This window comes from Neogemmobacter tilapiae, assembly GCF_014652215.1.
Lineage (GTDB): Bacteria > Pseudomonadota > Alphaproteobacteria > Rhodobacterales > Rhodobacteraceae > Neogemmobacter > Neogemmobacter tilapiae.
The window spans coordinates 274,550-287,579 of record NZ_BMYJ01000004.1; the positions used below are offsets into that span (position 1 = coordinate 274,550).

General features: G+C 61.3%; 20 protein-coding genes. 10 read left to right on the forward strand and 10 right to left on the reverse strand.

Annotation, left to right across the window (positions count from 1 at the left end; genetic code table 11):
* Positions 1-84 precede the first annotated feature (84 nt).
* The 5 genes from ihfB to IE095_RS08230 are packed head-to-tail and all read left to right on the forward strand — an operon-like array spanning position 85 to position 2,436.
* Positions 85-366: an integration host factor subunit beta gene (gene ihfB, locus IE095_RS08210; protein WP_189411142.1), complete on the forward strand. Its 282-nt coding sequence runs from the start codon at positions 85-87 to the stop codon at positions 364-366.
* Between the two features lie 45 nt (positions 367-411).
* Positions 412-771: a lipopolysaccharide assembly protein LapA domain-containing protein gene (locus tag IE095_RS08215; RefSeq protein ID WP_189411143.1), complete on the forward strand. Its 360-nt coding sequence runs from the start codon at positions 412-414 to the stop codon at positions 769-771.
* A 3-nt stretch (positions 772-774) separates the two neighbouring features.
* Positions 775-1,413 (forward strand): phosphoribosylanthranilate isomerase, encoded by a 639-nt coding sequence (locus tag IE095_RS08220; RefSeq protein WP_189411144.1) that lies wholly within the window; start codon positions 775-777, stop codon positions 1,411-1,413.
* Positions 1,413-1,778 (forward strand): hypothetical protein, encoded by a 366-nt coding sequence (locus IE095_RS08225; RefSeq protein ID WP_189411145.1) that lies wholly within the window; start codon positions 1,413-1,415, stop codon positions 1,776-1,778. The genes IE095_RS08220 and IE095_RS08225 overlap by 1 nt, the downstream gene beginning before the upstream one ends.
* Entirely contained in the window at positions 1,771-2,436 is a 666-nt protein-coding gene (locus IE095_RS08230) for a DedA family protein (protein WP_189411146.1), read from the forward strand. The genes IE095_RS08225 and IE095_RS08230 overlap by 8 nt, the downstream gene beginning before the upstream one ends.
* On the opposite strand, the gene IE095_RS08235 is transcribed toward IE095_RS08230, so the two are convergent.
* From IE095_RS08235 to IE095_RS08250, 4 genes are read right to left on the reverse strand one after another with little or no spacing between them, the layout of a single operon-like run.
* Complete coding sequence (locus tag IE095_RS08235; protein ID WP_189411147.1) at positions 2,371-2,757, reverse strand: type II toxin-antitoxin system VapC family toxin; 387 nt, start codon at positions 2,755-2,757, stop codon at positions 2,371-2,373. The genes IE095_RS08230 and IE095_RS08235 overlap by 66 nt on opposite strands.
* Positions 2,754-2,984 (reverse strand): type II toxin-antitoxin system Phd/YefM family antitoxin, encoded by a 231-nt coding sequence (locus tag IE095_RS08240; protein ID WP_189411148.1) that lies wholly within the window; start codon positions 2,982-2,984, stop codon positions 2,754-2,756. The genes IE095_RS08235 and IE095_RS08240 overlap by 4 nt, the downstream gene beginning before the upstream one ends.
* Before the next feature lie 50 nt (positions 2,985-3,034).
* A complete protein-coding gene (locus tag IE095_RS08245) occupies positions 3,035-3,508 on the reverse strand; it encodes a MarR family winged helix-turn-helix transcriptional regulator (RefSeq protein ID WP_189411149.1) in 474 nt (157 codons plus the stop codon).
* Complete coding sequence (locus IE095_RS08250) at positions 3,495-4,646, reverse strand: Acg family FMN-binding oxidoreductase (protein WP_189411150.1); 1,152 nt, start codon at positions 4,644-4,646, stop codon at positions 3,495-3,497. The genes IE095_RS08245 and IE095_RS08250 overlap by 14 nt, the downstream gene beginning before the upstream one ends.
* Positions 4,647-4,770: 124 nt before the next feature.
* On the opposite strand from IE095_RS08250, the gene trpB reads away from it, so the two are divergent.
* From trpB to IE095_RS08265, 3 genes are all read left to right on the forward strand, one after another.
* Positions 4,771-6,003 (forward strand): tryptophan synthase subunit beta, encoded by a 1,233-nt coding sequence (gene trpB, locus IE095_RS08255; protein WP_189411151.1) that lies wholly within the window; start codon positions 4,771-4,773, stop codon positions 6,001-6,003.
* Positions 6,004-6,327: 324 nt separating this feature from the next.
* Positions 6,328-6,843 carry a hypothetical protein gene (locus tag IE095_RS08260; protein WP_189411152.1) on the forward strand — a complete coding sequence of 172 codons (516 nt, stop codon included), beginning with the start codon at positions 6,328-6,330 and terminating at the stop codon, positions 6,841-6,843.
* A gap of 8 nt (positions 6,844-6,851) precedes the next feature.
* Positions 6,852-7,409 (forward strand): helix-turn-helix transcriptional regulator, encoded by a 558-nt coding sequence (locus tag IE095_RS08265; RefSeq protein ID WP_189411153.1) that lies wholly within the window; start codon positions 6,852-6,854, stop codon positions 7,407-7,409.
* On the opposite strand, the gene IE095_RS08270 is transcribed toward IE095_RS08265, so the two are convergent.
* The 4 genes from IE095_RS08270 to IE095_RS08285 all read right to left on the reverse strand — a co-directional run bounded on the left by IE095_RS08270 (position 7,394) and on the right by IE095_RS08285 (position 10,216).
* Positions 7,394-7,771, reverse strand: a complete 378-nt coding sequence (locus tag IE095_RS08270) for a DUF2237 family protein (RefSeq protein WP_189411154.1) — start codon at positions 7,769-7,771, stop codon at positions 7,394-7,396. The genes IE095_RS08265 and IE095_RS08270 overlap by 16 nt on opposite strands.
* A gap of 79 nt (positions 7,772-7,850) precedes the next feature.
* Positions 7,851-8,888: a DUF2332 domain-containing protein gene (locus IE095_RS08275; protein ID WP_189411155.1), complete on the reverse strand. Its 1,038-nt coding sequence runs from the start codon at positions 8,886-8,888 to the stop codon at positions 7,851-7,853.
* A complete protein-coding gene (gene pth / locus IE095_RS08280; protein ID WP_189411156.1) occupies positions 8,888-9,580 on the reverse strand; it encodes an aminoacyl-tRNA hydrolase in 693 nt (230 codons plus the stop codon). Before pth ends, IE095_RS08275 begins: the two co-directional genes overlap by 1 nt.
* A 48-nt stretch (positions 9,581-9,628) precedes the next feature.
* The gene (locus IE095_RS08285) at positions 9,629-10,216 is read right to left on the reverse strand and encodes an NAD(P)H-dependent oxidoreductase (RefSeq protein WP_189411157.1); all 588 of its coding nucleotides are present in this window, start codon (positions 10,214-10,216) and stop codon (positions 9,629-9,631) included.
* Positions 10,217-10,316: 100 nt separating this feature from the next.
* On the opposite strand from IE095_RS08285, the gene IE095_RS08290 reads away from it, so the two are divergent.
* Positions 10,317-10,895 (forward strand): TetR/AcrR family transcriptional regulator, encoded by a 579-nt coding sequence (locus tag IE095_RS08290; RefSeq protein ID WP_189411158.1) that lies wholly within the window; start codon positions 10,317-10,319, stop codon positions 10,893-10,895.
* A gap of 58 nt (positions 10,896-10,953) precedes the next feature.
* On the opposite strand, the gene IE095_RS08295 is transcribed toward IE095_RS08290, so the two are convergent.
* Positions 10,954-11,550 (reverse strand): 50S ribosomal protein L25/general stress protein Ctc, encoded by a 597-nt coding sequence (locus IE095_RS08295; RefSeq protein WP_189411159.1) that lies wholly within the window; start codon positions 11,548-11,550, stop codon positions 10,954-10,956.
* A gap of 59 nt (positions 11,551-11,609) precedes the next feature.
* Positions 11,610-12,056, reverse strand: coding sequence for an Rrf2 family transcriptional regulator (locus tag IE095_RS08300; RefSeq protein ID WP_189411160.1), 447 nt, complete (start codon positions 12,054-12,056; stop codon positions 11,610-11,612).
* Positions 12,057-12,105: 49 nt separating this feature from the next.
* On the opposite strand from IE095_RS08300, the gene IE095_RS08305 reads away from it, so the two are divergent.
* Complete coding sequence (locus IE095_RS08305; protein WP_189411161.1) at positions 12,106-13,029, forward strand: NAD(P)/FAD-dependent oxidoreductase; 924 nt, start codon at positions 12,106-12,108, stop codon at positions 13,027-13,029.
* Position 13,030 lies beyond the last annotated feature (1 nt).

Genomic DNA, 13,030 nt, shown 5'->3' on the forward strand with positions numbered 1-13,030 from the left:
AGGCGGAATTTTCCGCCTATAGTCCGGATATAAAACAACAACGGGGTTTGGAACCTCGAAGCCCGCCACAGGGGGATGTTACGGATGATCCGTTCGGAATTGATCCAGAAGATTGCGGATGAAAATCCGCACCTGACGCAGCGCCATGTTGAGCGTATTGTGAACACGGTTTTTGAAGAAATCATCGAAGCGCTGGCCAAGGGGGACCGTGTGGAACTTCGTGGTTTCGGGGCGTTCTCGGTCAAGTCGCGCGAGGCGCGTGTGGGCCGAAACCCGCGCACGGGTGAATCCGTGCAGGTCGATGACAAGAAAGTGCCGTTTTTCAAGACGGGCAAGTTGTTGCGCGACCGGCTGAACACCAAGTAAGACGGATCAGCGCCTGCTGTCGGGCGTGGCAAGGGTGGGGCTGCCATGATCCGTTGGCTTCGTTATCTGTTTCTGGGCACCTTGGCGATTGCGCTGGTGACATTGGCCTTGGCCAACCGTTCGGTTGTTCGGGTGCAAGCCCTGCCGGATGATATGGCGGCCTTTTTGGGGCTAGACCTGTCCGCGGAACTGCCGCTGTTTCTGGTGATTTTTGGGGCGATTGTGGTGGGGCTGATGATCGGCTTTGCCTGGGAATGGCTGCGGGAACACCGCTATCGGGCCGATGCGCGGGCCAAGGGGCGGGATGTGAGCCGTCTGGAGCGGGAATTGGCCGTGATGCGCGATGCGGGGCAGGTGCCGCCACAGGATGATGTGCTGGCGATTCTGGATCAGGGCAGGCGCTAGGCGATGGATCTGATTCGGGTCAAGATCTGCGGTCTGCGGACTGTGGGGGATGTGCAGGCGGTGGCAGAGGCTGGCGCTGCCTATATGGGGCTGGTGTTCTTTGCCAAAAGCCCGCGGAACCTGACGCTGGAACAGGGTCGGGAACTGGCCTTGGCCGCACCGGTGGGGCTGGCGAAAGTGGCCTTGGTGGTGAACCCGGATGATCCCACATTGGATTCGATTGTCGAGGCGATGCCCTTGGACATGATCCAGTTGCACGGGGCCGAAACGCCGGAACGGGTGGCCCAAGTGCGGGCGCGCTATGGTCTGCCGGTGATGAAGGCGATGGGTGTGGCCAGTGAAGACGATCTGGCGGGGCTGATGGAGATGAGCCTTGCCGCCGACCAGCTGCTGATCGACGCGAAACCGGCAAAGGGGGAATTGCCGGGGGGCAATGGGCTGACGTTTGACTGGCGTTTGCTGGTGGGGCGGAAGTGGCTGAAGCCTTGGATGCTGGCAGGGGGCTTGCACGCGGGCAATGTGGCGGATGCGGTGCGGCTGACCGGGGCGCGGCAGGTGGATCTGTCGAGCGGCGTGGAAAGCGCGCCGGGGGTGAAGGATCATGCGAAGATCCGGGAATTCATGGCCGCGGTGCGGGGCTGATGGGCTTTTTGCGCTATCTTTGGGCGAAACAGCGGGTTCTGGCGCTGGTCTTATTGGTGGCGCTGGCGGGGCTTGGCTGGTTCGGTTGGGGGGCGGCGCGGGACGCCTTGTATTTCGCCGATCCGGCGCATCAGCGGCAGGATCTGGCGAACTGGATGTCGCCGCGCTATGTCGCCAAAAGCTGGGATTTGCCTCCGGACGTGATCATCCGGGTGATGGATCTGGAGCCGGATCACAAACAGAAGACACTGAAAGATGTGACCGAACATCTGGGCATCACCTTGGCCGAATTGCAGGTGCGGGTGGAACAGGCGCGGGCGCAGATGGACGCGCGGCGAATGCTGGATCACCTGATCCATGACTGAAACGCTGCTGGCCCTTGTGCCGACCTATGGGGTCTGGCTGATCCTGTTTGGGGTGATGCTGTCGACACTGGCCATTCCGGTGCCAGTCTCGATGCTGGTGATGACGGCGGGGGGCTTTGCCAGCACGGGGGATATGGTGCTGTGGCAGGTGCAGGCGGCGGCTTTGGGCGGCTGTATGCTGGGCGATCAACTGGCCTATAACATCGCGCGCAAGGGGGGCACGCGGTTGATCGGCGGGTTGAAAGCGCGGCCAAGGCTAGGGCCTGCGGTGATCCGGGCCGAGGCGATGCTGGAACGCAAGGGGGCGGTGGCGGTGTTTTTGTCACGGACGGTGCTGTCGCCGCTGGGGCCCTATATGGGCTATCTGTCGGGGGCGTTGCGGTTCAACTGGTGGGCCTTTACGGCGGCGGCGGGGGTGGGGGCGGCGTGTTGGGCTGTGGCCTATTCCTATCTGGGCTATACCTTTGCCACCCGGATTGCAGAAATCGCCAGCCTGATCAGCAATGCCTTGGGTTTCATTCTGGCAGGCTGTGTGGTTGTCGGGCTGGGGGTCTATCTATGGCGCAGCTACCTTGCGGACCGGGGCGAACAGTCACCAGACCCGGCGGATAGGCAGGGCATCAAAGACGGTGTCGGCAGAGATGAGGGTGAGGTCTAAGGAGAGGGCGGTGGCCGCGATGATCCGATCGAAAGGGTCGCGGTGGGGCCAGTCGAGAAGGCCTGCCAAAGCGCATATTTGTGTTCCCGGTGCAATCGGCGTGCCACCGCGGGCCACCAACACGCTTTCAATGTCGTCCAGATGGCCGTTCATTTCCGGCCATTTGCCCAAACGAACTTTTTGACCGATCTCGTATACACTCACCGTTGACAGGCATACGGTGTCTGCTTGGTCCAGAAACAACTGGACTCGACTGCTGATTTTGCCGGGCATGGTCACGATCCACGCCCAAGCATGGGTGTCCAGCAAAAGTTGGGTCAATCACGCCCCTCCCACGCCCGAAGATCTTCTTCTGACATGGGTTCCAGAAAATCGGGCACGGTGCCAGCCAAATGCTCTAGCCCGCCCATGCGGAACTTGCCCTTGTGGATCGGCACCAGCCGCACCATGGGTTCGTTGTCGCGCGCAATGATCACCTCTTCGCCTTTTTTGGCGGCCTCGATCAATTGCGAAAGCCGACTTTTCGCTTCATGCATGTTCACTTGCATCGCGGGCTCCTGTGTCTGCTTAGCTAACTTAGCTAACCTCGCCCCAAAATTCAACCATCGCGCCTTTCGTCCAGCAGTTTGCGCAGTTCGGTCAGGCCGGGCAGCAGGGCGGCGGCCTTTTCAGGGGGGAAGGCTGCGGCCAGTTCCATAATGTCGGGGGCCATCGCGGCCAGCGCCTGTTCTCGGAAGGCGCGGCCTGCATCGGTCAGCCAGACCTGTTTGGAACGGCCATCCTCGGGGTTCGGGCGCACCGCGATATGGCCCCGCTTTTCCAGCAGGGCAATGGTGTGAGTCATCGTCGTCTTTGGCACCTGAAAGGCCCGCGCCAGTTCCAAGGGTGTCCGCCCGTCGCGCACCCGGATCAGGTGGTTCAGAAGCGCGAATTGCGAGGTCAGGTGGCCGGGCGGCATCCGTGCCTCAAACATCGCGGCCGACAGTTGCGCGAGAATGCCGATTTCGTTGAACAGGACAAAGAAGGCGGCCAGCGCCGCCCCCCGATCCGATCCCTGTTCATCCTGCGCCATTTGCAATCCGTGTTTCCAACGGCCAGCGGGGGCTGGGGCCAACCTCTGGCCCGAAGCCGATCCTGCCCAACATCTGAACCGTCCCGCCATTGGGCGCAAGCCTTGCGTGGATGTCACGGTAAGGGCCGGCCATTTCCGGGAATTCCTGCAAGGCTTGGCTTAGCGGTTGCAGCGACAGCCCCGCCGCCGTCGCCGCCAGATGCAGGCGCAGCCAATCCTCGCCCACTGCCAATTGGCTAGCCCTGTCATTGGCGGGGGTCACCAGCCAGACATGGCCCATCGCCGTATCGCAATTGGCAAAGACGGCGGCCATGCCCTGTTGATAGACGGTGCTGGTCGTGTCCAGCGCCGTTTCGCGGGTGAATTGGCCGGTGGCCGCCAGCATTTCAAAGAGCGGGCCGCCAAAGTCGATCCCATCGGGGTTGGCATCGGTTTCCTTGGCCCCGATGCGGAACAGGTTGACGCTTTCGGCATAGGTGCGTGGCGTGGCTACTTCGATAGCCAGCGCGTTGTGGGTGAATTCGCGCAGGGATTGGACATGCGCCGGATCGACCGAAGCGCCAAAGTCGGAAAAGATCACCGCCTTGGCCATAGGTTCAAGCAGGGCAGAGGGCACGGGGCGGGTCAGGTCATAGGGTTCCTTGACCGAACGCCGCGCCAGAACCTGCGCAAACAGCGGGTCGGGCAGGGCCTTGCTGTCCGGCGTCAGGCGGATATGGGCGATGGGGCGGGCGTCTAGCCCTTCCGGGGTCTCGCCCATAGGAAAGGGCGTGATCTCGGCCCGCAGACCGTCTTGCAAGGCGGCCATCCGCAGCAGGCCAAGGAAGGCACCCAGCCCCACGGTGATCTGCCGGTTCATCGGGTCGGTTTCCGGCAGCAGGCGGTTCAGGTCGGCGAAAAGCGTGATTTCGTTAGGCGTTGCCAGATCGACCAGCCAAGGCTGACGATTGTGCGGGTTCGGGGCCAGCAGCGCATAGGACAGCGCCCGGATGCGCGGATCATCCCCTTGCCCCGCTTGCCCCCAGGGCAAAAGCGCCGTCTGTGGTGCGCGCATGGCGACCTTAGCCCCGACAGCGGTGGCAGCAAGGATGACACCCCCGCCCAGAATGAACAGCGATTTCCGACGCGACAGGCTCATGGCTTCCTCCATATAATCCGATATCGCACTATTTAGTGCGATATCGGATTATATGCAAGCCCCCTGATCCGGCTTTACCCTTGCCCCCAGCAAGGCTACATCACGGGGGACAGCAAAGGGGCGCGTGATGGACGACGGAATCAACAGCTATATGACCGGGCCGGACGAACAGGGGCGCTTTGGCCTGTTCGGGGGGCGGTTCGTCAGCGAAACCCTGATGCCGCTGATCCTAGAGCTGGAACAGCGGTATGAATTCGCCAAGACCGACCCCAGCTTTTGGGCGGAAATGGACGATCTATGGAAGCACTACGTCGGTCGCCCCTCGCCGCTGTATTTCGCACCGCGCCTGACGGAACATCTGGGCGGGGCCAAGGTCTACTTCAAACGGGACGAGTTGAACCACACCGGCGCGCATAAGATCAACAATGTCTTGGGCCAGATCATTCTGGCCCGCCGCATGGGCAAGACGCGGATCATCGCCGAAACCGGGGCAGGCCAGCATGGGGTGGCCACCGCCACGGTCTGCGCCAAGTTCGGGCTGGAATGCGTGGTCTATATGGGCGCGCATGATGTGGAACGGCAGGCGCCGAACGTCTTCCGCATGCGGCTTTTGGGGGCCAAGGTGGTGCCGGTGACCAGCGGTCGGGGCACGCTGAAAGACGCGATGAACGATGCCCTGCGCGACTGGGTGACCAATGTGCGCGATACGTTTTATTGCATCGGCACGGTGGCGGGCCCGCATCCCTACCCGGCCATGGTGCGCGATTTCCAAAGCATCATCGGCAAAGAGGTGCGCTGGCAGCTTGAGGAGCAGGAAGGCAAGGGCCGCCTGCCCGATACGGTGGTTGCGGCGATTGGGGGCGGATCGAACGCGATGGGGCTGTTCTTCCCCTTCCTCGATGATCCTTCAGTGAACATCATCGGGGTGGAGGCCGGAGGTAAAGGCGTCGATGATCGGATGCAGCATTGTGCCAGCCTGACCGGCGGGCGTCCCGGCGTGTTGCACGGCAACCGGACCTATCTGCTGCAAGACCCGGATGGGCAGATTTTGGAAGGTTTCAGCATCAGCGCGGGCCTTGATTACCCCGGTATCGGGCCGGAGCATGCCTGGCTGCATGATACGGGCCGGGCGGAATATGTGTCGATCACCGATGCCGAGGCGCTAGAGGCGTTTCAGCTTTCCTGCAAGCTGGAAGGGATCATTCCCGCGCTGGAGCCGAGCCACGCGCTGGCCCATGTGATGAAGATCGCGCCGAAACTGCCGCGCGAGCATATCATTGTGATGAACATGTGCGGACGGGGGGATAAGGATATCTTTACCGTCGCCAAGCATCTGGGCTTTGATATGAAGGTCTGATGAAAACGGCCCTAAACCAAAGTTTAGGGCTTTTTTTATTGGGATCACGGCCGTCCCATAAACCTTTTCCCGATAGACCGCCCGCCTGCCGCAGGGGCAAGGCAGGGAAGGGTCGGCACAGGTGGATTTGTCCGGCCTGGCAAAACCTTGCGGACCTCCATCCCCTTGGTCCGTTTGGGGTTGGCACCGGGCCTGTCACACACCGGTTGCGACCATGCTTGATCCAAGGTCTCTGCCCCTTCATTCTAAGGGGCAGAGATCAGATTTTTTGTGCCGTGATTCGCGGCAGTTTCGGGCCAAGCCCGGTTTGGGAAAGGATCGCCGATGCGGGCCAGTTTGTTGCCGCAGGCCAGTCTTGTGGGATTGCTGATGATGGCGGGGACGGCTTTGGCCAACCCGCTGACGGATGACCTTGTTGCGCAGTTGCGCGGGCAGGGGTTTCAGAAGGTTACAATCACGCGGACTTTGCTGGGGCGGGTTTTGATCCTAGGTTCAGCGGCCGAGGGCCAGCGCGAGATCGTGTTGAATCCCAACACCGGAGAAATCCTGCGCGATTATTTCCGGCCAAGGTCAGACATGGTCGTCTCGCCCGCGAACGGCGGAGATACCTTGCTGGTGCGGGGAGATCACGGTTTGGACCAACAATCAGGTAATGGGGGCGACCAGACGGCAACGGGGCCGACGGACAGGCCGGATGGCAGTAGCGATGAAACGGCGACGGGTCCCGTGGATGATCCGAGTGGCCGTGGGGGCGGTGGCGGCAAGACGCCCGCCGAACAGGGCAAGGGCGGTAAGGGTGGCAAGAACGCCGGGAACAACGGTAAGTCCAAGGAAAAATAGGCGCTTTCATGCTGCGGATTTTTAGTAAGCTTTCGATTGTCGTCCTTGTGGCGCTACTGGTGCAGGTCTTCAGTGCGGGTTTCTTTATTTTTGACATCCTGTCGTCGCTGTTCGGTTTCTGGACGGTGCCTTTTGACTGGCAGACGCGGGAATATCTGGAAATCGGTGCGGCGCTGGGGTTGCTGCTGGGTGTGATCATGGGGATCGTGACCCTGTATCATGCGCTTTGGCAGCAAAGCCGGGCCGAAGAACAACTGCGCCGGGCCAGTGTGGCCTTTATGGATCTGCTAGAGGAACAGTTTACCGAATGGGGGCTGACCCCCGCCGAGCGGGATGTGGCGCTGTTTGCGATCAAGGGCCTTTCGACCGCCGAAATCGCGGCGCTGCGGTCCACCAGTGAGGGCACGGTCAAGGCGCAAACCAACGCGATCTACCGCAAGGCGGGGGTCAGCGGGCGGCCGCAACTGCTAAGCCTGTTCATTGACGAGCTGATGCAGGACGCGCCGATGGCGCAGCGGCTGGCAAACGCAAATACGCCGGTGCAGGCGGTTCAATCGGCGGCGTAGCTCTGGAGCAGTTCCAGCGGGATCACATCCAACGCGCGCATATGCGTGGCCGCAAGGCGCACCTTGGGGGCCGCGCCTTCGGCATGGGCCTGAATGAAACGGGTGGCGCAAAGGCACCACTGATCTCCGGCCTTGAGCCCGGCAAAGCCGTATTCGGGGCGGGGGGTTGAAAGATCGTTGCCCAGATATTTTGACATCGCCAGAAATTCATCGGTCATGACCGCGCAAACCGTGTGCTGCCCCGCGTCCATCGGCCCGCTGTCGCAGCGGCCATTGCGGAAATAGCCGGTCAGGGGATCCTGCGAACAAAGCTCCAGCCGCCCACCAAGAACGTTGAGGGAAGGGTAACGTTCGCTGGACATGCGGACCTCCTACAATACAGGTTAAATCGTAAACAATCGCCACAGGTTAACAATCTGATTCTTTAGGTTGATCAGATGCTTAAACGATTTCGGGACTCCATATTATCCACCGACCGTGAGCATCCGCACGCCCTAGTTGCAATTGCAGCATTCCCGGCCAGAGCGTGATGCGCAGGCCGACACCCGGCTTTCGTCCATCTTCTTCCATCGCTAAATGCGCCAAAGGTGCGTCAACCGTGGCTTTGGCCCCGGCCTGTGCGATCAATCCCTCACCCTCGGCGCGCTCTGTAGGGGTCAGATATTGCCAGACTATGGTGTGATAGAGCAGGTGCAGACGTCCCGGATAGGCTATCGCCAAGCGTTTTCTGATCCACGGCAAAGCCTCTCCTTTTTCGGGCCGGACCCCAAGAAAAGCTACGAGATCAAGAGCCTTTTCCGTGCGAGCAAGCCTGTCGGCCTGGTCAGCCCATATATAGGAAAGCAAGCGTTCGCGGTCTCGGGTCGGATCAATCGGCGAGCGGTCGACACCCGCGCGGGACAGGACCACGGGGCTAACTGTCGGTGGAAAATCGCCTTCCCATTGAGGGGATAGCGTTAGGGGCGCGTCGTTTGGGCCGTAGGTTTGGCCCCCGAGGTGAAGGGCATAGTGATCCCAGATCATGTTCAGGCCAGCCGAGGCACCAATTTCAGACAGTTCCAATGGAAGTTTGAAACGGTCGCTGAGCCAATGGGCTGCCGCAATCAAAACTGCCGAACGTCGCAATTCATTGGTCTGGGGCGGACTGTCCAGCCACGCGTTCAGATATATTGCATGTTCTGCAAGGGCGGCCCGGAGGATGGTGATTGCTTGCTGGTCGTCAAATTTCTGGTTCGATCTATAGAAATTTTGCAAATCGGTCGCATTACCGGATCGAACAAGGCTGTGAAGCCCGCCAGCGAGCCGCAAAGGAAGAGCGTCGCTGGCGGGGCCAGGCCAGCCCAGAACACGTTCTGTCAGTGGATTGCCAAGAGCGATATCCGAGGCAAGCAATGAGAGAATGCGTGCTGTTAGCGGCGAACCCATCGCCAAACAGGACCGCGACTGTTGTAAGAACTGCTCGCGGACAGATTGGCCCATCAGCGAAACCGATCCATCAATCTTTGCAAGGAACTGCGGTTGTCTTCGTCTTTTGGCTCGGCCTTGGGGATTGTGGCGGCGGGCTCTCGTTCAGGTTTGGCCTCGGCCTTGTCCGACGAACGCGGCGGGTTGGTCCGCAGGGCCACGGCGTTCTGGAAGCGGCTGGCATCACCGCTGGCCAGTGAAACGGCCCCATCCGAAATGCCGCGCAGCAGGTCGTCCAGCCAATCCTGTTCGACCTTGGCGAAATCGTTCAGCACATAGGCGGCAACGGCATCCTTGTGACCGGGATGGCCAATGCCCAGACGGACGCGGTGATAAGCCTCGCCCAGATGGGCATGGATGGATCGCAATCCGTTATGGCCCGCATGACCGCCGCCCGTCTTGACCCGGCATTTGCCGGGGGCAAGGTCGAGTTCGTCGTGAAAGACGGTGATGTCACCAATGTCGATCTTGTAGAACGCCACGGCGGCTTGCACGCTTTCGCCGGACAGGTTCATGAAGGTCTGCGGTTTCAGCAGCAGCACCTTTTCCGCGCCCAACCGCCCTTCGCTGATCTGCCCTTTGAACTTGGCCTGCCAAGGGCCAAAGCCATGATCTGCGGCGATACGCTCCAGCGCCATGAAGCCGATGTTGTGGCGGTTGCCCGCATATTTCGCACCGGGATTGCCCAGCCCCACAAACAGCTTCATCACACTCTCCTTTCCCCCTGAAATAGGGGGAAAGCGGGCAAACCGCAATCAGGCGGCTTGGCGTCCCAAGGCGGCGACCTGTTCCAGCCATTTTTGGCGCAGGACATCGGTGGAATGTTCGACGGGAGAGAAATGGGTAAAGGCCGTGGGGCCAATGCCGACATAGCGCAGGATCTGGCGCGTGACCTGCCGCTTCATCGGGCTGCCCATCGCCCAGCGGAAATACCATTGCGGCGTGTCCGAGGTCAGGATCAGCCGCGCGGTGCGGCCTGTCAGCAGGGGCTTGGGCAGGCCCAGTTTCTTGATGCGCGGGTCAAAGGTGCGGCCGGGCAGGAAGGCGCGGTCGAACAGCGCCTTGGCCTTGCCGGGCAGACCGCCCCACCACATCGGCGTGGTGATCAGCAGGTGTTCGGCCCATTCCAAATGCGCCATGAAGGTTTCAAGGTCAGGCTCCAGCGCCTTGGCCCCTTTGAAGCCCGCCTGCCCGAAATCCATGTCAAAGGCCAAGTCATGCAGATGGCGGATGCGCGTTTCATGCCCCGCCTCACGCGCGGCCTGGGCATAGCTTTCGGCCAAGGCGCGGTTCAGCGACTGAGCGGCGGGATGAAGATTCAGGATCAGGATCTTGCGGGACATGGTGATTCTTTCAAATATGACCGCAGTCACATAAATATTGACCGTGGTCATATTGCAAGCATGAAATTGACCAAGGTCACGTTTTGCGCCATAAGGGGACATGGCCCGCCCCGTGCAACAGCGCAGCATCCAGACCCGCGACCGGCTTTTGCAGGTGGCGGGGGCTATGGCCTTGGATCAGGGGCTAGCGGGGCTGCGCACCGAGGCGATTGTCGAAAGGGCGGGGGTGGCCAAGGGCACGTTCTTTGCGCATTTCCCTGACAAGGATCATCTGGTGGCGGAACTCGTGGCGCGGCGGATGGCCGGGCTGATCCCGACGGATGCGCCGAATGTGGCGGGCTTTCTGGCGGGGCTGGAACCGCTGTTCGCGCTGATGACGGCTGAGGCCGAAGTCTTGGACATTCTGGCCCGCTTTGCCGGGCCTGCGGGCCAGGCGGCGGGGCTGGATGTGGTGATCTGCGATCTGATCGCGGCGCAGGCGGGGCAATTGGGGGCGTTGCAGGGACTGGGGTTGGTGCGCCCGTCGCCCGACCCGGCCACCTTGGCCGAAGGGGTCTTTGCCTTTTTGCTGCATGCCGCAGCCAGCGCCCAATGCCCTATCAGCGCGCCGGATCGTCTGGCGCGCCAGCAAGCGGCGCGCGACCTCTTGGCGCGGCTGGTTTCGGCGTGGATCACCTAAAACAAAACGCGCGGCAGGTTTCCCCGCCGCGCGTTTCGATTCGTCATCGCAAAGGCGATTATTCGGCGTCAGCCTCGGCCACCAGACCCGACGGTGCTGCGATGTTCGCAATCACAAAGTTCCGGTCGATGGTCGGCTTTGCGCCCGAAGGCAGCGTCACATCATTGATGTGAATCACATCGCCGATTTGCTTGCCGGTCAGGTCCACGGTGATGTGGTCCGGGATATCGCTTGCCAGCACTTCCAGTTCCACTTCGGGGCGCACAATCGTCAGTGTGCCGCCACGTTTCAGGCCGGGGGCGGCTTCGTGGTTGATGAAGGTGACATGGATGAACAGCTCGATCCGCGAATCATCGCTCAGACGCAGGAAATCGACATGCGTCGGCAGGTCTTTCACGATGTCGCGCTGAACGGCGCGGCACACCACATGAACATCCTTTTGGCCTTCGACCTTGAGGTTGATCAGGGTTTGCTTGAAACGGCCAGCTTTCAGCTTTTTCAGCAGTTCATAGTATTTCAGGTTGATCGGCTGGGGATCGGTGCCCCCACCATAGATAATGCCGGGTACGTAGCCATCACGACGGGCTTGACGGGCGGCCCCCTTGCCTGTCCCCGTCCGTACCACAGCGTTCAGATCCGGGATCTCACGCGCCATAGTTCTTCTCCAATGTATAAGTCCGCCGCCCTCCAAGGGTGCGCGGCGCGACCGGGGGGCTATAGCGGGGTTTTGGTGGGATGCAAAGGGGAAATTGCCCCATCCATCGCATCGGCCAGATCCTGCAAGGATCGCTCGCGGAAATGCCGCAGGATGACCTGTTCGGCCTCGGTTTGCGCGGCCTGGACGGTTTCGAACATGGCGCGCTGAATGGCGCAGGTGGTGGGACCAAGTTCGACGGGGCTGACAAAGGGCTCGGCGATGGCCGTATAGACATCGGCGACGGTGATCTGATCGGCGGGCCGCGCCAGTTGCCAGCCGCCCGCATGGCCCTTGTCCGACCGCACGACCCCCTGTTCGCGCAGCAGGCCCAAGACGCGGCGCACAACAACGGGATTCGTGGCGTTGTGCTGGGCAATCAGGTCCGAGGTCATGGGCGTGCCCGGCGCACGGGCCATATGGCCAAGCGCGTGCAGGGCGAGGGAGAGCTTGCTGTTCTGTTTCATGTAACTATATTGGTTACGAGAATCGTTATCATGAGGCAAGGCTATGGATATGGCAGTGGAAAGACCAGAGTTTGTTGACGTTGTGGTGGTCGGTGGCAGTTTTGCAGGGCTGTCAGCGGCAATATATTTGGCGCGGGGGCGGCGTCGGGTGGTTGTGGTGGACGAAGGGCTGACGCGGAACAGGTTCGCCCCGGCAGGGCATTCGCTGTTTGGCTTTGATGGTCGTCCCCCGGCGGAAATCCGGGCGGCGGGGATGCGGGATTTGCTGGCCTATCCGACTGCCCGTGTGGTGCAGGGGCGGGTGGCGACGATCACGGAAAATGCGGGGGTGTTTGATGTGAAAGGGCAGGGCGTGGCCTTGCGGGCGCGGCGGATCATTCTGGCGCATGGGATGCGGGACATCTTGCCCGACCTGCCGGGGCTGGATCAGGTCTGGGGGAAACAAGCGTTTCAATGCCCCTATTGCCATGGATATGAGGCGGCGGATCGGCCGACAGCGATCTGGATGAACGCGCATATGGGCGTGGATCATGCGCTGTTCCTACGGCAATGGGCGGGGCGTGAGTTGACGCTTTTGACCAATGGCGCGGCGGTGCCTGAGGGGGCAGAGCGGCTGGCGGCTGCGGGGATCGGGGTAGAAACCGGGCGGCTGCAAGGGGTTTCCCTGCGGGACGGACAAATGGTGGGTCTTGTGCTGGACAGTGGGGAATTGCCCGCCGAGGTGCTGTATATGATGCCCCGCAGTGAACCCGCCAGTGATCTGGCCGCGCAACTGGGGCTAGAGATGGTCGAGGGTCCAGCAGGGGCCTATGTGAAGGTGGACGAGATGAAACAAACCAGCCGCAAGGGCGTCTTTGCGGCGGGTGATCTGATCCGACCCATGTATGGCGCGGCCTTTGCGGTGGCCGATGGTGCGATGGCAGGGCCCGCTTGCCATCGGTCATTGGTGATGGAGGATTTGGGGAGAGGATAGC